We start from the raw sequence: 18508 nt of genomic DNA on the forward strand, positions 1-18508 counted from the left end.
CTGCAATGCCCGACCGTGACTATCCGGTCATCCGGTCGGCGATGTCTGGGGCTCCGCCGGGCGCTGTCGCCCGGCGGAGGCGGTGTGGAGCAGTGGCCCAACCGGTTCGCCGTCATGGCCTGGACCGGGCGGCTGGGCTTCTTCCTCATCTCGCTGGACGCGTTGATCGTCACCGTCGCGCTGCGCGACATCGGCCGATTTGGCGATCACTGAGCTATGAGGATTCCGGTGCAGCGGCGGGCGGCCTGGTGGTGGTCGCCGGTCTGTCGGCCCGCGGGCCAGGCCGTGCCGCTGCTTCAGGACTTGTCCCAGCGCCACGGCTGCCGCGACCGTGCCGACCCTCCTGCCTCGACTCTTTCCCGCGCCCCCGAACGTTCCCCGCCGCAAGCAATTCGACCCTGTTCATATGATTATGCTTTTACTAAAATACGTCGGAGCCCTGGTTTTCTTGAATATCGAGCCGGGAAATCTCATTCCCGAGAGGCCCTTGGAGGGCCAAAGGGTATGAAGGGGTGGATTTCCTTTATGGCAGATCTGGGGAACGCAGGCGATCTCCTGGAACGTAAGATCGACGTGTGTTTCGGACACGTGGACGCCGACGGTGACGGATTCTTCGAAGAGGCGGATGTTATGGCCATGGCGGCCAGAATCATCGCCTTTCAGAAAATCCCCTTCGACTCACCAGCGGCTATGGGACTCTTCGCGAGCTACCAGGAATTCATGCAAAACATCCTGGAGTATCTCGACGTCGACGACGACGGGAAGATCAGCCCTGACGAGTGGCGTAAGGGGATCATCAGCACCTTCGGCGAGAAACCGGAAAAGTTCGACACCCTGTTCCGGCCGCTCGCGGAGTCCATCTGGCGCGTCTGCGACCGGGACGGCGACGGCACCGTCGACGCCCAGGAGTTCCTCTGCTTCCAGAAGGCCGTTGGCAGCTCCGAGAAGAACCGGCGGCTCGCCTTCGAAAAGCTCGACGTGAACGGCGACGGATCACTGTCCGTGGACGAGATCCTGAGCGCCTACCGGGAGTACTACACCAGCCGTGACCCGGCCGCGCGCGGCAACTGGCTGTACGGGGATGTCTGGGAGACGCAGGCCCCGGGGGTCATGAAGGCAGGTCTGTGAGTCCTCGGACAGCCGAGGAACGCACCAGGGCTCGAGCGTCCGACACCAGCGAGACGGCGCAGTGCAGCACTGTCGTCATCAGCCATCGGACGCTCGAGCCTTTCCTCGGCGTGGCCTTCGACGCCTACAAGGGGTGCTCACCAAGAAAGCCCCCCTCGTCCTTCGCCCTCCTCTTAGGCACCCTCCGCAACGGCCGGGCCCTGATCCAGGCGACGGAATTCGCAGATAACGTCCGATCCGCGGACACGGCCGCCGCGGAAGAGTTCCGGACGACCATCATCCCCCGCTTCGGTACGGCCTACGCCAACATGCACCGCGGATTCTGGTGCGACTCCCGTGACCTGCTCCGGGTTCACAAGCGCGCGGCCGGCCTGGGGTTGGACATCCTCGGTTCCATCCACCTGCACCCCGACTGGCATCGGATGGGACCACCACACGAGCGGGGCTTGCAGATCAGCGAGGCTCCGACGCCCATGGACGCGTACATGTTCGGGAACACCGGCTGGCCGGTCAACATGATCTGCTACGTGGAGCGCCAGGACGAGTGGTTGTCCTACGCGCTGGGCGCCTGGAGCCCGCCCCCCGGGCCCCAGGAAACGGCATGTGCGCCGCTGCGCCTCCAGTTCCACGACCCCGGTGAAAGGCGCGGAAAAAAGTGAATGCAACCGAAGTGCGTACCGTCTTCGACGCCATGGAGACCGCCTGGGCCCGGTCCGACGCGGATTCCTTCGGGCGCATTTTCTCCCATGACGCGGACTTCACCTCCGTCCGCGCTGACCATTACCACGGCAGCGACCAGATCGCGGCGGCGCACCAACACCTCTTCGGCACGGTTTACGCGGGGACTCAACTCGAGGTCACCGTCCAGCGCGTCACCCGACTCGGGCCGGACCTCGCCCTTGCCCGCGTGGAGAACAGGGTGCGCATCCCGCACCCCGGCACAGACCTCGTCCTGCATGCGCAGGCGGTGCTGGAGCGCCGACGGGAGAACTTCCTCATCATCGCATTCATGAACATGGCTCCGTTGAGCCGATAAATGCGGCTCCCTGAAAGGACACCATGCCTCGCCCCAGAATTCGCCACCTTGCTCTCTACGCCCGACGTCCGGAGGAATTGGTGCGCTTCTACGGTGACCATTTCGGCATGGAAACGCTTGCCACCGACAAGGACGGTAACTATTTCCTCCATGACGGCTATCTGACTCTCGCTCTGCTCAAAATCGACATGGGAGGTGAGGCGCCCGCCGGAATGAACCACTTCGGATTTCATGTCGCCGACATCGCCGGGACCTGCAAAAAATTGGCACACGAAGACGTCGAGCCACCTCAGCGTCGGACTTCCCCGCGCCCGTATGCCGAATACCGAGCCATCGATCCGGAGGGAAACTGGTTCGACTTGTCCGAGCACGGCTACGGAGTCGACTAGCTACTTGCCCCTGAAAAAGAACCCTTGAGCTTGCCGACGGTATTCGGCGTTGTCTCGACTCAAGTCGGACAGTCCATTTCGACCGGGGACACGGCGCCTCCAGCACACGCTTTTGGCTCGTTTTATGGTGTCCCTCTCTCACGGTCCGTCGGATCGGTGGGTCGACCTGCGCGAGGTGGATTCACTGCAGGCACGTCACGCTCGTTTGGTGGCCACCACAAGGGTTTGGCCAGGGACCCGGCGCAGTGTCATCCGTCGCGACTGCCGGAAGCCCGCCTCCCGCAGCCATTCGTCCAGCTGGCCAACGGTGTAGATCGTTGCGGACGTCATGTGGAAGAAGAGGCTGAGGCATGCCGAAAACTGATCAGGCCGACGCCGACGGGGCCGGGCGAACAGGTTGAGCACAGCGATCCGGCCGCCTGGCCTGAGCGATCTGTTGACGTTCGAGAGAAGAGCCCGGATGTCGTCGGGCGGCAGAGGGTGAATCAGGTTGAAGCACAGGGCGGCGTCGTAGTGGTCCGCCTCAAGGCTTGTGGAGCGGGCGTCGCCGCTGCGGTGCCGCACCAGGTGATCCATCCCGGTCTCGGCGATGATGCGTCGGCCCACTTCCGCGCTGCCGGGCAGGTCGAGGACCGTTGCCTGGAGGCCGTCATGGCGGCGGCAGAGTTCGGCGGCGAACCAGCCGTGTCCGCCGCCGACGTCCAGCAGACGGCGGGCCCCCGCCGGCAGTCGAATCGCTCGGGAGACCGCTGGCGCGCTGAGGCGAGCCAGGTCGTACTGCCCGCCGATGTAGTCCTGCCAGAAGGTGTCGGTTTCCGCCCTTCCGCTATGGACATCCAATCCGGTTCCGGTGCGGATGATCTCCGGCAGGGCGGCCCACCAGTCCCAGTGCTCTACGTTGCCGGCGACGCAGGCCGCGACGGGACGGGACGCGCCGGGGTCGAGCCAGCGTCGGGCGACGCCGCTGAGGGCGTAGGCGTCCGCGGGGCGAGTGAGGTAGCCCAGCGCATGCAGGCTGTCGGCGAGCAGGGCCGTGGAGCGAGTGTCGAGCCCCAGACCAGATGCCAACTCCTGGGCCTCAGCAGGGCCTTCGGCCAGGCGGGTGAAGACTCCGAGACGTACGCCTGTGATCAGCGCGACGGACAGTGCCATGCCGGCGAAGGCTTCGGCTGCCGGGCTGGGCGCGCGCTTCGTGGCGACACGCCCTGCTGAACCCCGGATGACCAGTACTCTCTCGTCCCTGCGGGCAGCACCAGTCACGGGAGCCGTAGAACCCGGCGCCCGGACACTTGGTGGCTCGTTGAACGCCGTGGTCGCCGGGAGCGTTCAACACGTTCAACGCCTGGACTGCCAAATCCCCTTGAGTACGGGATCTGACGGGGGCGTACTGGTAAGGCCACGCGACGAACGGTTCACTACAGGGCACTTTGACGCGGTGCAGCATGTGCGACGACAAGTGCCGGAAATATATGCCTTCACGGGTTGAGAGCACTTGCAGTCGGAGCGTGGAAGAGGCGCAGTGCGCGGGTGGCCACTGCGCGCTAGCGGCGGGAATCCGCCTCAGGTGAGCCGTTTGTAGGCCCTGAAGCATTCTCCTATGGAAGAAGACTGCGATGGCCAGTACTTCGGCAACACAAACAGACGAGTTGTTGCTGGACTCTGATATGGGTCCCGAGGCGGTAAAGCGTCTTCCAGCTGGGGCGCTTCCACTGCTGGCCGCGCGGATACGGGCCTTCCTCGTCGAGAAGGTATGCGCGACCGGCGGGCACTTGGGACCGAATCTCGGTGTGGTGGAGCTGAACATCGCCTTACACCGGGTATTCGATTCCCCGAAGGACACGGTGCTGTTCGACATCGGCCACCAGGGCTATGTCCACAAGCTCCTGACCGGCCGGGCCGGAAGGTTCGACAACCTGCGACAGGCGGGCGGCCTGTCCGGCTACCTTTCCCAGGCCGAGTCGCCGCACGATGTTATCGAGAACTCTCATGCCTCGACCGTCCTGTCGTACGCCGACGGCCTGGCCAAGGCCCGCCATCTGGCGGGCGAGAGCGACCGTGCGGTGGTCGCTGTTGTCGGTGACGGTGCGTTGACGGGTGGGATGTGTTGGGAGGCGCTGAACAACCTTGGCGCGGCTCCGGAACGTCCGGTCGTGATCGTTCTGAACGACAACATGCGCTCCTACGCCCCCACGATCGGTGCCCTTGCCGACCACCTCCAGCACCTGCGCAGCACCGGCCCCGACAGCATCGACTGGCTGGTTGAGGCCGGAGAGGGGAACAACAAGCCGCAGGCGGGTGCTGGCTCTGACTCGGGCGACGGCGCAGATCGCGGGAGCTCGGTTGGCCACCATGGCGGCGATGGCTCGGTGCTGCCGGGGCCGCTGCCGGTGGCTCGGAATCTGTTCGGTCTCCTCGGTTTCGCCTATCTCGGCCCGGTCGACGGTCACCACTTGCCGTCGTTGGAAGAGGCCCTGTCGATGGCGCGGGACATGCGCCGTCCGGTGGTGGTGCACGCGGTGACAGTCAAAGGTCGCGGCTTCGCCCCGGCCGAGGGCGATGCGGCGGACTGTATGCATGCGGTCGGTGTCCTTGACCCCGCCACGGGCCGGCCGCGCACAGGCGGTGGCGCGCCGTCGTGGACGAGTGTGTTCGCCGACGAGCTGTGCGGGTTGGGCGAGCGGCACGATGACGTGGTGGCGATCACCGCGGCAATGCCGGGTCCGACTGGGCTGGCCCGGTTCGGCGGGCGGTTCCCTCACCGTTTTTTCGATGTAGGGATCGCCGAGCAGCATGCGGTGACATCTGCCGCGGGCCTGGCGCTGGGCGGCCTGCATCCGGTCGTCGCGGTCTACGCCACCTTCCTGGGCCGTGCTTTCGATCAGGTGCTGATGGATGTGGCACTGCACCGGCTGCCGGTGACATTCGTTCTGGACCGGGCGGGGGTGACGGGTCCTGATGGGCCGTCGCATCACGGGATGTGGGATCTGACGCTGCTGGGCGCGGTGCCGGGGATGCGGGTGGGGGTTCCCCGGGACGCCACCCGGCTGCGCGAACTCCTGGGCGAAGCAGTCACTCACTCCGAGGGGCCGACCGCGCTGCGGTTCCCCAAAGCCTCCGTTTCCCCGGACATCCCGGCCCTGGAACGTCACGGCCCCCTGGAGGTCCTCCACCGCTCCGCGGTGCGGGATGTGCTCCTGGTGGCGGTGGGCTCGTTGGCCGGGCCCGCGGTGGAAGCCGCCCAGTACTTGGAGGAGCAGGGGATCGGGGTGAGTGTGGCAGACCCGCGCTGGGTGCTGCCCGTGCCACCGGAACTCCTGGATCTCGCCCTGAAGTACCGGCTGGTGGTGACGGTCGAGGACAACACCCGGGCCGGTGGTGTGGGCACGGCCGTGGCGCGTGCGGTGGCCGATGCAGGCTCCCAGGTGCCCGTGCGGGTGCTCGGATTGCCAGGACGCTTCCTGTCCCACGGCACCCGTGCTGACATTCTGGCCGCTGCTGGGCTCACCGCCAAGGGCATCGCCTACTCCGTCCTGCGCGCCCGCGCCGACCGCCCCCACGTTGGAGCGGGGCAGTGATGACCGCCCGGCCGGTTCTCCCCCACGCGCCCGGCCGCTCCACCCGCGAGCCGCTGCGCCAGGGCGACACCCTGACAACGGCCGGGACGCCGATCGCGGTCGGTGGGGATGGTGGTGTGCGGACGGTGGTGGTCCTGGGATCCACCGGTTCGGTCGGATCACAGGCACTGGACGTCATCACCGCGCACCCGGGCCGTTTCCGGGCGGTCGGCCTGGCCGCGAGTGGTGGCCGCCCCCGTGCGCTGGCCCGTCAGGCACTGCATACCGGGGCCGAGGTAGTGGCCGTCGCCGACGCCGGCGCTGTCGAAGACGTGAACGCCGCTCTTGCCACACTGGTACGGGAGAGCGGTGGGCCTCGCCGGCCCATTCCCAGAGTGCTGACCGGTCAGGAAGGATTGGCGGTGGCCGCCGCCTGGTCGTGTGACGTCGTGCTCAACGCCCTGCCTGGTGCCGCGGGGCTGCCGGCCACGCTGACCGCACTCGAAGCAGGGCGGCGTGTGGCACTGGCGAACAAGGAATCGCTGGTCACCGGGGGTGAGTTGATCCGGCGGGTGGCGAGGCCGGGGCAGATCGTGCCGGTGGACTCCGAACACAGCGCGATCATGCAGTGCCTGCCAGGCTGGGCGTACGCCTGCCCGGTGCCGGGCCTGCAGCGTCTGGTCCTGACGTGCAGCGGCGGCCCCTTCCGCAACCACGCCCCCGCACAGTTGGCTGCCGTAACCCCGGCGCAGGCCCTGAAGCATCCAACCTGGCAGATGGGCCCCCTGGTCACCGTGAATTCAGCAACCCTGGTCAACAAGGGCCTGGAGATCATCGAAGCCCAGATGCTGTTCGGCATCCGCTACGACCGCATCACAGCCGTCATCCACCCACAGTCCGCCGTCCATTCGATGGCCGAGTACGCCGACGGCTCCACCCTCGCCCAGGCGGCCCCGCCGGACATGCGCCTGCCCATCGCCACCGCCCTGGCCTGGCCCCACCGGCCACCCCCCGCCGTCATCCCGCCTCTGGACTGGACTCGGGCGCACGCCTGGGCCTTCGAGCCCGTCGACGAGGTGCGGTTCCCCGGCATCGCTCTGGCCCGCCACGCCGGCCGCCTGGGCGGCACCGCCCCGGCTGTCTTCAACGCAGCCAACGAAGCGGCCGTCGCCGCGTTTCTCGACGGCATCGTCCCCTTTCCCGCCATCGCCCAGGCCATCGAACACGCCCTCGACCGCCACATCCCGGTCCCCGATCACAAGCTCACCCTCGGCGCGATCCGAGCCGCCGACACCTGGGCCCGCCAGCACACGCACGAGCACCTCCACCACATCACGCCCAGCCCCGCACACCAGGCGCAGGAGGTCTGAACATGCCCGCCATCGACCTCGGTCTCCCCGCCCCACTCCCCACTACTCCGGTGCGCCGCCGCACCCGGCGAATCCATGTCGGCGATGTCCCCGTCGGCGGCGGCGCACCGGTCTCCGTCCAGACCATGACCACCACCAACACCGCCGACATCGACGCCACTTTGCAGCAGATCGCGGAAATCACCGCCGCCGGCTGCGACATCGTCCGCGTCGCCGTCCCCTCCCAGGACGACGCCGACGCCCTCCCCGCCATCGTCGCGAAGTCCAAGCTGCCGGTGATAGCGGACATCCACTTCCAGCCCCGCTATGTCTTCACCGCCATCGACGCCGGCTGTGCGGCGGTGCGGGTGAATCCGGGCAACATCAAGAAATTCGACGACAGAGTCGCTGAGATAGCCGAGGCCGCCCAAGCAGCCCGTGTCCCGATCCGGATCGGGGTCAACGCCGGCTCCCTCGACCAGCGCCTACTGGCCAAACACGGCGCCGCAACACCGCAGGCACTGGTGGAATCCGCGCTGTGGGAATGCTCCCTGTTCGAGGAGTACGGCTTTCGCAACATCAAGATCGCTGTCAAGCACCACGACCCCATGACCATGGTCAGCGCGAACCGACTCCTCGCCCAGCAGTGCGACTACCCGCTCCACCTCGGCGTCACCGAAGCCGGTCCCACCTTCCAGGGCTCCATCAAATCCGCCGTCGCCTTCAGCATCCTCCTGTCGGAAGGCATCGGCGACACCATCCGCGCCTCCCTGTCCGCACCCCCGGTGGAACAGGTCAAAGCCGGCTGCCACATCCTGCAGTCCCTCGGCCTGCGCCCCCGCAAACTGGAGATCGTCTCCTGTCCCGGTTGCGGCCGACTCCAAGTCGACATCCACCACCTTGCCGCCCGAGTCGAAGCCGCCTTCGACGGATTCCCCCACCCGCTGCGCGTCGCCGTCATGGGCTGCGTTGTCAACGGACCAGGCGAAGCACGCGAGGCCGACCTCGGAGTCTCCTGCGGCAACGGCAAAGGGCAGATCTTCGTTCATGGTGAAGTCGTCCGCACCGTACCCGAACACCGTGTGGTTGACGCCCTGATCGAAGAAGCCCTGAGCCTGACGGAAGACACCCCCTCCGCACCGGGAGGCGAAGGCTCATGACGGCCCTGTCCCTGTCCGCCCCGTCCATCGACCTGGCCTCCGTACCCACTCACGTCGACGGGGTGCTGCGCGAGTTCCTCGACTCCAAGACCCGAATCGCACAGGAAACGCGCATGCCCACCGATCTCCCCGGCACCCTGCAAGGATTTCTGGACGCGGGCGGGAAACGGCTGCGCCCCATGCTGTGTGTGATCGGCTGGCACACGGGCGGCGGCCAGGGCGACCTCGCTCCCATCGTGCGGACGGCTGCGGCACTGGAGATGTTCCACGCCTTCTGTCTCATCCACGACGACATCATGGACCGCACCCCGACTCGTCGTGGACAGCCCACCGTCCACCACGCTCTCGCCGCCCGCCACCCCGGCAGGCTCGGCCTCGACGCGGCATGGTGGGGTATCAGCGGCGCGATCCTGGCCGGCGACATGGCCCTGGCCTGGTCCGACGAACTCCTGCACGGTGCGGGCCATCCGCCCGCCCGGCTCACCGCCGCACGTCGTGTGCTTGAGGCGATGCGCGAAGAGGTCATCTACGGCCAATACCTGGATCTCACAGCTCCTTTGGGGCCCATGGATGACGTGGCCGCAGCCCTACGCGTGATCCGGTACAAGACTGCGAAATACACCATTGAGCGTCCCCTGCACACCGGGGCCATCCTCGCAGGAGCCGAACCCGCCCTCCATGAGGCCCTGACGGCCTTCGCGTTGCCGCTGGGGGAAGCCTTCCAGCTCCGCGACGACCTGCTGGGCATATACGGCAACCCGAACCAGACCGGCAAACCCGTCTTGGACGACCTTCGTGAAGGCAAGCACACCGTCCTGCTCGCGCTGGCCGCCCAGCGCGCCACCTCCGTCCAACGACGGCACCTGTACCAACTGGTGGGCGATCCGGACCTGGCCGAAGACGGCGCGGCACACATCCGGGACGTCCTCGACGCCACCGGGGCCCGCGCCACCGTGGAGAACATGATCAACAACTGCTACGGACAAGCCCTCACCGCACTGAGGAACATCCCTTGCCCACCCGCCGCGGCCGATGCCTTGCGGCAGGTCGCGGCCCTCGCTACGGAGCGCGCGTCATGAACCGCCGACGCGTCCTGCTGGCGGCTCCACGCGGCTGCTGCGCCGGCGTGGACCGCGCCATCGCCACCGTGGAAAGGGCCCTCGAACTGTATGGGCCGCCGGTGTACGTACGCCACGAGATCGTCCACAACCAGTACGTCATCAAGGCCCTCAAGCACAGGGGCGCGATCTTCGTGGAGGAGACCACCGAGGTACCCGAGGGCAGTGTCGTGATCTTCTCCGCCCACGGGGTCGCACCCACCGTCCATCAAGAGGCCGCCCGGAGGCATCTCACCGTCATCGACGCCACCTGCCCCCTGGTCACCAAAGTCCACAAAGAGGCCGCACGCTTCGCCCGCGAGGGCCACGACATCCTTCTCATCGGCCACGAAGGCCACGAGGAAGTCATCGGCACCACCGGCGAAGCACCCGAGCACATCCAGGTCGTCGACAGCCCGGACGATGTACAGAACGTCAAAGTCCGGAAGTCGGACAAGGTTGCCTGGCTCTCTCAGACCACACTCTCGGTCGACGAGACCATGAAAACCGTCGACGCCCTCAAGGAGAAGTTCCCCCAACTCATCTCCCCGCCCAGCGACGACATCTGCTACGCCACTCAGAACCGCCAGCTCGCGGTCAAACAGATGGCAGCCATGTCAGAGCTCGTTATCGTCGTGGGCTCCACCAACTCCTCCAACTCCGTGCGCCTGGTCGAAGTCGCCCAGGACGCCGGCGCTCCCAGCGCCCACCTCGTCGACCACGCCGAACAGATCGACGAGGCATGGCTCAGAGGCGTCACTACGGTCGGTGTCACCTCCGGTGCCTCCGTGCCCGAGAGCCTCGTCGACGCGGTCCTGCGACGACTCGCTTCCCACGGATACGTCAACGTCGAGACCGTCACCGTTGCCGAAGAACACCAACACTTCGCCCTGCCCCGGGAACTGACCTCACCCGGGCGCCCCGAGCTGCTCAACCCCCTTTCCGAAGCGCCCCAGGACGCGAAAAGCCAGCCGTTCTCACGCAACCAGGAGGGCAGTTCTGTGCTGCCGCAGGCACTGGCCATCGAGCTGGACGAAACACAGGCGTTCATCCCCGAACTCGCGCTGCCGTTCCCGGAGCGGACAAGCCCGCACCAGGCGTACGCGGAACGCTCCGTACTGCGCTGGGCCCGCAGGACCGGCCTGGTCGCCGACCGGAGCGAGGCCCACCGGATGGCTTCGCACGCGTGGGGACACTGCGCGGCGGTGGCCGTCCCCAGGGCGTCGAGGACCCGCCTGTCGCTCATGGCATGCTGGCTCGCCTGGATGGGGGTACTGGACGACACGGCGGAAACTCACCGTACCCACGCGTCGTTTACCGAGGCGGCCGAAGGGATCCGGGCGGTGCTGGCCGACGACAACGCCCCTATTGGACACCCTCTGGTCGCGGCCTTCACCGACCTGGACCGGCGCACCCGCAGGCTCGGTTCCCCGGCCTGGACCGGGCGGCACAGCGAGACCACGGCCCAGCTGCTCGACGGTCTGGTCGACGAACAGCGCGTCAAACAGGAAGGTCTTCCCAGCGTCGCGGAGTACGTGGAGCGACGCCGCATCACCGGCTACATGCCGATGCTCTACAACCTGACGGAAATCGCCCTGCGGTGCGAACTCCCCTCCACAGTCCGGGAATCCGGCCCGTACGAGCGACTCGTCACCGCCTCGACCGACGCTGCCGACTTCATCAACGACATCTACACGCTCCGCAAGGAACTGGCGCACGGCGAGACCGGCAACCTCGTCATCGTCCTGGCCCATGAACAAGGTCTCACCATCGAACAGGCCCTGCACGAAGCCGCGTTGCGCACTCGACAGGCGGTGGACGACTTCCAGACCGCCGAACAGGACCTGCACTCCGCGCTGACGGCTCACTCCATGCCCGTGCATGGCTGGCAGGCCACTGTAACCATGGTCGACACCATGCACGACTGGATCGCCGGACTTCCCGCCTACTACCGCACATCCGGCCGCTACCACCGCCTCGCAGCATAGGGAGGTACACCGTGTTCAAGCCCCAAGGGCACTCCTCCAAGTACTCACCGGCTAACGTTGTTTCACCTCGTTACGCCGACGAAGCGCCCCCACTCCCCTTCCCGAACGGCTGGTTCTGCGCGGGGTTCTCCGACGAACTGCTCCCCGGCAAGGTGACGACCAGGCGCCTCGCGGGCCAGGACCTGGTCCTGTACCGCACCCGCAGCGGCCTGATCCGCGCGACTCGCCCCTACTGCCCTCACCTCGGGGCGCACCTCGGCACGGCGGGCCGGATAGAGGGGGAGGAAGTCGTCTGCTCCTTCCACGGCTTCGCGTTCGGCCCCGACGGCACCTGTACACGCACGGGCTACGGCACCCGCCCGCCGAAGGCGTCCCTGCCCCTGCTGCCCGTCCGCGAGGAGGGTGGCCTGATCCTGGTGTGGCACCACCACGCCGGCGCCTCACCAACCTGGGACCTGCTCCCCGCCCACCCCGGAGAATTCACACCCGTGGCCCGTGACACCACCGAATGCGCGGGCCACCCCCAGGAAGTCCTGGAGAACATCGTCGACTTCGGACACCTCACCGCCCTGCACTGGCCCCGCGTCTCCAGCGCCCGGGTGACCAAGTCCTTCACGGAGGAAGGAACCACCAGCCGCGTCGTCCTGGAAATGGCGGTACGCCCCCCGGGCTGGAAGAAGCCGATGCTGACGAGCTACGAATTCACCCTCCACGGCCTGGGCGGAACCGAGGTCCACATCCAATTGCCCGCAGGCTTCACCGTCCGCATCTGGTTCATGCCAACCCCCGTCGCCCCCTGGCGAATCCAACTACGCAGCGGCATCGACGCGCGGGTACCCGCCCCTGGGTTCCTCCCCACCCCTGCGAACCGTGCCCTCGCGGCAGCCGGCAGCTATCTGCTGTCCCAGTTCTTCCTCTGGTACCACAACAAAGTGTTCCTCTTCTCCGAACAGAACGGAGACGTCCCCGTCTGGAACACCAAGGAATACCTCACCCGGCCGCGCCTGGCCGAGGGAGACGGACCCATCACCCGATACCGGCGTTGGGCTGGGCAGTTCTATCCCTGAGCCGCACATTCCTTGGACACCCAGGGCCGGCTCTCGATTCCCGTCATCGCGACCCCGCCACAAGGGGCGATCAGGAGCGGTTCCAGTCGAGATCGGGGCCGAACCGGACCACGTCAGCGGCGAGCCGTCCGCGCAGGTCGGCACGTGCCTGCGGACGTGGGAACAGCCACTGTGATCACGGGCCTTTGTGACGACGTTCAACGACCAGGTGGCCGTGGAAGCCACGATAGCGGGGCAGGTGTGGAGGACGGCGTTCGGGGCGCTGATGGCCGGGGTCCCCTGTGCCGTGCTGAGAGGCACGGGGAAGGAGTAGGAAACTCGCGATGCTGCCGGGGCGGCTACCGCCTGGCAGCAACCGAGGGAAGACCTCACAGGGTGAGCAGCGTCGTCAGGTCGCGGTCCGTGAGTCCGGGAGGCTGCTCCGCCAGGAGAAACCTCAAGCTTGCCTTCCCTCCTGACCAGCGCTAACGTCCCCTCCCCCGATACCGCTTTCCTCAGAACTTCGCAGGTGCGAAGTTCGCTGAACCACTATCTGGGTCGATGGTCGACACCCAAGCGATCGGACGCGGCACCACCACCGCGGCCAGGAGCTTGTAGAACGCGTTGCGGGACATCTCAGCAGGGTCAAAGTCGATGCGTAGGGTGATCAGTATCCACATGGGCGGCCGCGGATCCTACGGCGGATCCACAGCACCACCAAACCCCTGAGTCTGTCCGAACGTGCCGGTAACGGTCACCTGGCACCTGCGCCACACCCGTAACAGGCGCAGGAAACAACCCGCTCAGCGGCCATCGCACAAATGGCGGGAATCGCTCCGTCTTTCGCCACATGCGCTTTCCGGAAGCAGGCCCCCTTGGTGTGTGAAGTTCCTACGACACCGCCATCCCCCGGGCACGCGCGGGTCGGCCCTGGCCGCTTCGTCCGCGCACCGGCCAACCGGCTTACCGGCGGTTACCGTCCACCATGCGAATTGTGGAGTCCGGCCAGCGTTACAAGGAATGAACGAGGCCGCATCCGAGCGTGATGACACGTTTTCCAGTCAGATCCAACGAAAGTTCATCTGGCGGGAATGTCAGCCGTGACAATTCAGCAGGGCACCAATCGGGGCTGAAACCGTGTGCTGCGGAAGAGGCTCATGGGGTAGACGTCGCCACATCGCCTGCTGTTTCACTGGTGACGGTCGGCAACGGGGGCAGACACGCAAAAGCAGAAACGAAGGGGCGAACGTGATCCGGGTCTTGGTGGTGCACGAAACGCGGCTGCTGCGCTCGGCGCTCACCGCGCTGTTGCGCGACGAGGAGGGCATCGACGCCGTCGCCGCCTGCTGGAGAACCGCACCCGGGCGGGCCCGCTCCTTCCAACCGCAGGTGTGCGTCGTGGATGTGGACTGCGCGGGTTCGGTGTCATCGGCGGACCATCCGGGCGGCCCGGGGTGCGCGTTGCTGGTTTTGGCCAGTGCCTGCCGGCCCGGCACGCTACGCCGGGCCATCTCCGCACGCGCGCGGGGCTTTGTGGACAAGGACGCGCCACCGGCCCGGCTGCTGCACGCCATAAATCTGGTGGCGGCCGGGAAGCGCTATGTCGACCATTCGCTCACACCGGATTTCCTGGAGGCCGCCGACATGCCGCTGACACCACGCGAGTTGAGCGTCCTGTCGCTCGCCGCAGGAGGCGCTTCCGTCTCCGAGATCGCCCGTGAACTGCATCTGAGCGATGGGACGGTACGTAATTACATGGCGGCGATCAATCGCAAAATCGGTGCTCGAAACCGAGTGGACGCCATACGCATATCGCAGGGGGCAGGCTGGGTCTAAAGGCAGGCCGCTTGCGTTCCTGGTGCGCCTTGGCCTTGCGCAAAGTCGCGTCACGCCTTGCGCAAAGTGGCTTCATCCGCCCCGAGGGTGTGACTTTGCGGAGAGTCCCGCACCGCGCTCAAGTGTCCCCGGCTGCCAGCTTCCTGCCAGGTCGCGATAGAGGGCCGAGCGGCCGAGCAGTTCGTCATGGGTGCCGCAGGTGGCTCGGGCGCCGTCGAGCACCAGGATCCTGTCGGCCCGGCGGGCCGAGGTGATCCGGTGCGCCACGACGATCAGAGTTCCGGGGCGCTCTGCGAAGGCGCGTTCGGCCCGCATCTCCGCCGCCGGGTCGAGGTGACAGGTCGCCTCGTCGAGGAGAACGAGCGAGGCGGGTGACAGATGGGCCCTGGCCAGTGCGATCAGCTGCCGCTCGCCCTGGGACAAGGTGATCGGGTCGAGCTGCGCGTCCAATCCACCCAGTCGGCATACCAGTTGGCCCAGACCGACTGCGTCCGATGACGTCTGCAACGCGGACGTCGGTGCGCCGTCGGGGCACAGATAGCTCAGATTCTCGCGCAGGGTTCCGGAGAAGACGTAGGCCTGTTGCGGGATGAGGATGCGCGGCAGGGACGGGCCCGATCCTGCGCGGACCGGGCGGCCGGCCACGCGTATCTCGCCGTGGGCGGGTTCGAGCAGGCCGGCGACGAGAGCGGTCAAGGTCGACTTTCCGATGCCGCTCGGCCCCACCACGACGAGGTGCTCGCCCGGTTCGACGGTCAGGTCGAGGTCGTGCAGCACGGGCTGCGCGGCGGGCCCGTAGGCGAAGGTCACCGCCCGCAGTTCGACGCGGGGGCCGACGGGCGCGGCGGGGACGAGGGGGGAAACAGGGGCGAGGGAGGTGGCTGCGACCAGGGGGGCAGTATCCGGTGCGGTGGGGGTCGGCTCTGCGGTGGCGGTGGCCTCCGGGTCCTGGGCGGGGCCGGTAGTGAGCCGGGCGAGAACGACGAGCAGCCGGGTGCCGGCCGAACCGAGGGCATTCATCAGGGTGTGCAGTGCGGGCAGCAGGGACTGGGTGAGATAGGTCAGCGCGCCCAGTACGACACCAGCGGTGAGCCCTTGCCGCAGCAGCCAGGGCGCCGTGACCAGCAGCAGCAGGATCGGTAGTTGGCCCGCCAGGCCGAGCGCAAGACAGCGGACGGCAGCCCAGCCCGCCAGCTGTCGTGCCGCGCGGGCCTCGTCCTCGATCAAGCCGTGCGCCCGCTCCGCAGTCGGCTGCTGCGCACCGCAGGCCACCACATCGCGCAGCCCCTCGGCGACAGTCCCGAACTGCGTCGACAGATCCTCGTCCGCCTGCAGAAAGGCGCGCTGGCGGGCCGCCATCGGCCGCAGGGTGGCCAGAAAGAGCAGTAGCCCGGCGGCGAGCGGAGGCATGACGATCAGCAGCAACAGGGGAGCCAAGGACAGGAGTCCGAGCACCGCGCCGACAGCGGTGAACACGAAGGAGCGGGCGACCAGGACCAGTCCGGCGAAGCTGTCCCGGGCGATCTCGGTCTGGTTGGTCAGCCGGGAGACTACGGCGCTGTCCGCCGCGCGAGCCGGATGCGCCACCGCTTGCGTCAGCGAGCGCGACACCACCTGACGTATCAGGCTGTCGCGCAGCGGCTCGACGAGGTCGGCAAGGCCGCGGAAGACCCCTCGGCCGGCCAGGCCGCCGGCAACGACGGCGAGCGCGGAGACGGCCAGCCAAGCCAGCCCGACGCCCGTATCGCCGGTCAGAAAGCCCTGATCCAGGGCCTTTGCCACGCCATAGCCACTGAGGAAGGTGTGTGCGGACTCCAGCAGTGACCACCCGGCCAGCAACAGCACTACGCGGGTCCGGCGGCGGAGAAAGCGCATCGCCCGGGGCTGCAGTCGTGCCGTCGGCGTCGTCATGCGGCGGTCCGGGAGTCCGAGCCGTCAGTATGGGCGAAGACCGCCCGGTAGTCGGCATCCGCCCAGAGACGGTCGTGCGGGGCGACGGCGCGCAGCCGGCCGTTCTCCATCCAGGCGACGAGATCGGCGCGGGCGGCGGAGGAGACGCGATGGGCGATCAGCAGCCGGCTGCCGGTCCTTACGTCATGCATCAGGGCCCGGCTGACGTGGAGTTCGGTGACGCTGTCCAGGCTGGAAGTGGCGTCGTCCAGGATGAGCAGACGGCCGGCATGCGCGAAGGCCCGTGCCAGGCCGAGGCGTTGGACCTCCCCACCGGACAGCGGGGACCCGGCGAGCGGCGTGCGGTACCCGTCCGGAAGCAGCCGGACGAACGAGTCCGCACCGGCCGCGCGGGCGGCGGCCTCGATCGCATGGGCCGGTGGCTCGTAGGGGCCGAAGCCGATGGCGGCCCCTACCGTGGCGCCGAACAGGGCGGGGCGTTCGAAGGCGTAGCCGATCTCGCGGCGCAGCTGGGACGGATCGGCCTCGCCGAGCGGTACGCCGTCCAGCAGCACCTGTCCGCTGTCAGGTTCGGTGAGCCGTCCCGCGACGGCGGCGAGCAGCGACTTGCCCGAGCCCGAGTGCCCGACGACAGCCATGATGGTGCCCCCTGGCACCACCAGGTCGATGCCGCGTAGCGCGGGGGCCCCTCCGCGGACGACGGTGACCCCTTGCAGTTCGAGCCGGCCGCAGCCGTCGGCGGGCAGCGGCCGGGAGCCGTGGGCTGCCGCGGGCAGCGCGAGCAGTTCGCCGATGCGGTGGGCCGCGGCGCGGCTGCGCACCAGGGTGTTGAGCTGTCCCATCACCCCTCCCAGTCCGGCAGTGAGGGCGGCGTACCGGGAGGCCGCCAGCAGCTCGCCTACCGACAGGCCGCCGTACGCCAGCCGGAGTCCCCCGACGGCGAGGACGGAGGTGGTCAGCAGCGGCACCAGGATGCTGCTGCCGACCACGGCGCGACCGTACACCTGCCACATCTGCCGTCCCTGCGCGCCCAGTTCGGGCAGCGGTGCGAGGACCCTGGCCCGCTCACGCTCCGCGGTTCCGGCCGCGGCGATGGTTCGGGCGCCACCGAGCGCCTCGACAAGCCGGGTCGCGATGTCCGCCTGGGCGTGTTGATAGCGCCGGACGCTGTCGGAGGATCCACGGGCGAAGACGCGCAGCAGCCGAGTCAGCAGCGGGAGCCCGGCGAGGAACACGGCGGCCAGCCAGATGTCGGTGAGGGCCAGGGCGATCAGGGAACCGACCGGAGTGACCAGGGCGGCGAGACCGGTGGCCGCGGTGGTGGGTGCGGTCCCGGCGTCGGCGGCGTTTCCGGTGAGGCGGGTCACCAGGTCACCGGGGGTGAAGCGGTCGACGACACGGTGCGGTGCGAGGGACATCAGATGGTTGATTCCGCGCCTGCGGAGCCAGGCGGTGCTGCGGGCGGTGGTGACGCCGCCGGTCAGCGCGACCAGTGCGTCGAGGAACACCTCCGCGACCAGCAGCGCGGCGCAGAGGGCCAGCGCACCGTGGAGGCCCGGACGTACGCCGAGCACGAGGTCGAGAGTGTGACCGAGTACGGCGGGCAGGGCAACGGCGGAAGCCGCGGACAGCACGCTGAAGAGGCAGGCGGCGGTGGCGCGTGCGGGGCTGTGCCGAAAGGCCCCGGTCAGGACAGAGCGGACACCCGCGTCCGGCCTGCGCCGGGCGGCCGACGGGGGCCCGGGGGTACGGGGCATAGGGGTGGGGACCTCGCCTCCAAGGGACGTACACGGGTGGCTGTGGCACGCCCCGGACGGTGTTGCCGCCCGGGGCTCGCCCATGACTTTCGCGCTACGGATTCCGAAGCTCCGTGGCGCCGATGAGTCAGTGACAGGTGGTGATGCTCAGACTGCTGTCGCCGCAGAGCAGCAGGCTGGCGCGGCTGCCGGTGTGGAGCTCCTCCGTGGCCTCGGCCTTGGGGGTTTCCATCGTCTGCAGGTCGAGAAGGGTCATC

Annotated in this window: 17 protein-coding genes and 1 pseudogene; 13 read left to right on the forward strand and 5 right to left on the reverse strand. The window is 67.9% G+C overall.

Translation table 11 applies throughout. From position 1 onward, the window contains the following. Positions 1 to 84 precede the first annotated feature (84 nt). The 5 genes from SNA_RS44755 to SNA_RS19715 all read left to right on the forward strand — a co-directional run bounded on the left by SNA_RS44755 (position 85) and on the right by SNA_RS19715 (position 2553). A complete protein-coding gene (locus SNA_RS44755) occupies positions 85 to 213 on the forward strand; it encodes a hypothetical protein (protein WP_275042016.1) in 129 nt (42 codons plus the stop codon). 312 nt (positions 214 to 525) lie between these two features. After that, positions 526 to 1128: an EF-hand domain-containing protein gene (locus tag SNA_RS19700; protein ID WP_044366028.1), complete on the forward strand. Its 603-nt coding sequence runs from the start codon at positions 526 to 528 to the stop codon at positions 1126 to 1128. Beyond that, the gene (locus SNA_RS19705; RefSeq protein WP_051877405.1) at positions 1125 to 1787 is read left to right on the forward strand and encodes a hypothetical protein; all 663 of its coding nucleotides are present in this window, start codon (positions 1125 to 1127) and stop codon (positions 1785 to 1787) included. Before SNA_RS19700 ends, SNA_RS19705 begins: the two co-directional genes overlap by 4 nt. Further along, positions 1784 to 2164 carry an SgcJ/EcaC family oxidoreductase gene (locus SNA_RS19710; RefSeq protein WP_044366030.1) on the forward strand — a complete coding sequence of 127 codons (381 nt, stop codon included), beginning with the start codon at positions 1784 to 1786 and terminating at the stop codon, positions 2162 to 2164. The genes SNA_RS19705 and SNA_RS19710 overlap by 4 nt, the downstream gene beginning before the upstream one ends. Positions 2165 to 2187: 23 nt before the next feature. Then, positions 2188 to 2553 (forward strand): VOC family protein, encoded by a 366-nt coding sequence (locus SNA_RS19715; RefSeq protein ID WP_078970024.1) that lies wholly within the window; start codon positions 2188 to 2190, stop codon positions 2551 to 2553. A gap of 195 nt (positions 2554 to 2748) precedes the next feature. On the opposite strand, the gene SNA_RS19720 is transcribed toward SNA_RS19715, so the two are convergent. After that, positions 2749 to 3705, reverse strand: coding sequence for a class I SAM-dependent methyltransferase (locus SNA_RS19720; RefSeq protein ID WP_052808941.1), 957 nt, complete (start codon positions 3703 to 3705; stop codon positions 2749 to 2751). Positions 3706 to 4166: 461 nt separating this feature from the next. On the opposite strand from SNA_RS19720, the gene dxs reads away from it, so the two are divergent. The 7 genes and pseudogenes from dxs (at position 4167) to SNA_RS19750 (ending at position 12768) form a co-directional block, all read left to right on the forward strand. Then, positions 4167 to 6128 (forward strand): 1-deoxy-D-xylulose-5-phosphate synthase, encoded by a 1962-nt coding sequence (gene dxs / locus SNA_RS19725; RefSeq protein ID WP_044366032.1) that lies wholly within the window; start codon positions 4167 to 4169, stop codon positions 6126 to 6128. Then, complete coding sequence (gene dxr / locus SNA_RS19730; protein ID WP_063894090.1) at positions 6128 to 7477, forward strand: 1-deoxy-D-xylulose-5-phosphate reductoisomerase; 1350 nt, start codon at positions 6128 to 6130, stop codon at positions 7475 to 7477. The genes dxs and dxr overlap by 1 nt, the downstream gene beginning before the upstream one ends. 2 nt (positions 7478 to 7479) lie before the next feature. Beyond that, positions 7480 to 8616 (forward strand): flavodoxin-dependent (E)-4-hydroxy-3-methylbut-2-enyl-diphosphate synthase, encoded by a 1137-nt coding sequence (ispG, locus tag SNA_RS19735; RefSeq protein WP_030068102.1) that lies wholly within the window; start codon positions 7480 to 7482, stop codon positions 8614 to 8616. Then, complete coding sequence (locus SNA_RS19740) at positions 8613 to 9695, forward strand: polyprenyl synthetase family protein (protein WP_044366034.1); 1083 nt, start codon at positions 8613 to 8615, stop codon at positions 9693 to 9695. The genes ispG and SNA_RS19740 overlap by 4 nt, the downstream gene beginning before the upstream one ends. Further along, positions 9692 to 10639, forward strand: a pseudogene (locus SNA_RS44015) (4-hydroxy-3-methylbut-2-enyl diphosphate reductase); the annotation flags it as partial. The gene SNA_RS19740 and the pseudogene SNA_RS44015, both read left to right, overlap by 4 nt. 339 nt (positions 10640 to 10978) lie before the next feature. Further along, positions 10979 to 11701 (forward strand): terpene synthase family protein, encoded by a 723-nt coding sequence (locus SNA_RS44020; RefSeq protein WP_241779746.1) that lies wholly within the window; start codon positions 10979 to 10981, stop codon positions 11699 to 11701. A gap of 11 nt (positions 11702 to 11712) precedes the next feature. Beyond that, positions 11713 to 12768, forward strand: a complete 1056-nt coding sequence (locus SNA_RS19750; RefSeq protein ID WP_051877402.1) for a Rieske 2Fe-2S domain-containing protein — start codon at positions 11713 to 11715, stop codon at positions 12766 to 12768. A 494-nt stretch (positions 12769 to 13262) separates the two neighbouring features. Here SNA_RS19750 and SNA_RS39975 read toward each other — a convergent pair whose 3' ends face one another. Further along, positions 13263 to 13427 carry a hypothetical protein gene (locus tag SNA_RS39975; protein ID WP_420823495.1) on the reverse strand — a complete coding sequence of 55 codons (165 nt, stop codon included), beginning with the start codon at positions 13425 to 13427 and terminating at the stop codon, positions 13263 to 13265. Positions 13428 to 13995: 568 nt separating this feature from the next. Between SNA_RS39975 and SNA_RS19755 the strand changes: the two genes are divergently transcribed. Next, the gene (locus tag SNA_RS19755; RefSeq protein WP_030068098.1) at positions 13996 to 14583 is read left to right on the forward strand and encodes a response regulator transcription factor; all 588 of its coding nucleotides are present in this window, start codon (positions 13996 to 13998) and stop codon (positions 14581 to 14583) included. 72 nt (positions 14584 to 14655) lie between these two features. Here the strand turns inward: SNA_RS19755 and SNA_RS19760 are convergent, their stop codons facing one another. The 3 genes from SNA_RS19760 to SNA_RS19770 form a co-directional block, all read right to left on the reverse strand. After that, positions 14656 to 16494 (reverse strand): ABC transporter ATP-binding protein, encoded by a 1839-nt coding sequence (locus tag SNA_RS19760; RefSeq protein ID WP_078970027.1) that lies wholly within the window; start codon positions 16492 to 16494, stop codon positions 14656 to 14658. Beyond that, positions 16491 to 18251 carry an ABC transporter ATP-binding protein gene (locus SNA_RS19765; protein WP_044366036.1) on the reverse strand — a complete coding sequence of 587 codons (1761 nt, stop codon included), beginning with the start codon at positions 18249 to 18251 and terminating at the stop codon, positions 16491 to 16493. The genes SNA_RS19760 and SNA_RS19765 overlap by 4 nt, the downstream gene beginning before the upstream one ends. A 127-nt stretch (positions 18252 to 18378) precedes the next feature. Continuing rightward, positions 18379 to 18507, reverse strand: coding sequence for a SapB/AmfS family lanthipeptide (locus SNA_RS19770; RefSeq protein ID WP_030068093.1), 129 nt, complete (start codon positions 18505 to 18507; stop codon positions 18379 to 18381). Position 18508: the final 1 nt, after the last annotated feature.

Source organism: Streptomyces natalensis ATCC 27448, from assembly GCF_000935125.1.
Taxonomy (GTDB): Bacteria; Actinomycetota; Actinomycetes; order Streptomycetales; family Streptomycetaceae; genus Streptomyces; species Streptomyces natalensis.

Coding starts and splice junctions, on each gene's coding strand:
- SNA_RS19700 (WP_044366028.1), top strand. CDS start 526: ATGGCAGATCTGGGGAACGCAGGCGATCTCCTGGAACGTAAGATCGAC.
- SNA_RS19715 (WP_078970024.1), top strand. CDS start 2,188: ATGCCTCGCCCCAGAATTCGCCACCTTGCTCTCTACGCCCGACGTCCG.
- SNA_RS19720 (WP_052808941.1), bottom strand. CDS start 3,705: ATGGCACTGTCCGTCGCGCTGATCACAGGCGTACGTCTCGGAGTCTTC.
- dxs (WP_044366032.1), top strand. CDS start 4,167: ATGGCCAGTACTTCGGCAACACAAACAGACGAGTTGTTGCTGGACTCT.
- dxr (WP_063894090.1), top strand. CDS start 6,128: ATGACCGCCCGGCCGGTTCTCCCCCACGCGCCCGGCCGCTCCACCCGC.
- ispG (WP_030068102.1), top strand. CDS start 7,480: ATGCCCGCCATCGACCTCGGTCTCCCCGCCCCACTCCCCACTACTCCG.
- SNA_RS19740 (WP_044366034.1), top strand. CDS start 8,613: ATGACGGCCCTGTCCCTGTCCGCCCCGTCCATCGACCTGGCCTCCGTA.
- SNA_RS44020 (WP_241779746.1), top strand. CDS start 10,979: ATGGGGGTACTGGACGACACGGCGGAAACTCACCGTACCCACGCGTCG.
- SNA_RS39975 (WP_420823495.1), bottom strand. CDS start 13,427: ATGTGGATACTGATCACCCTACGCATCGACTTTGACCCTGCTGAGATG.
- SNA_RS19760 (WP_078970027.1), bottom strand. CDS start 16,494: ATGACGACGCCGACGGCACGACTGCAGCCCCGGGCGATGCGCTTTCTC.
- SNA_RS19765 (WP_044366036.1), bottom strand. CDS start 18,251: ATGCCCCGTACCCCCGGGCCCCCGTCGGCCGCCCGGCGCAGGCCGGAC.
- SNA_RS19770 (WP_030068093.1), bottom strand. CDS start 18,507: ATGACCCTTCTCGACCTGCAGACGATGGAAACCCCCAAGGCCGAGGCC.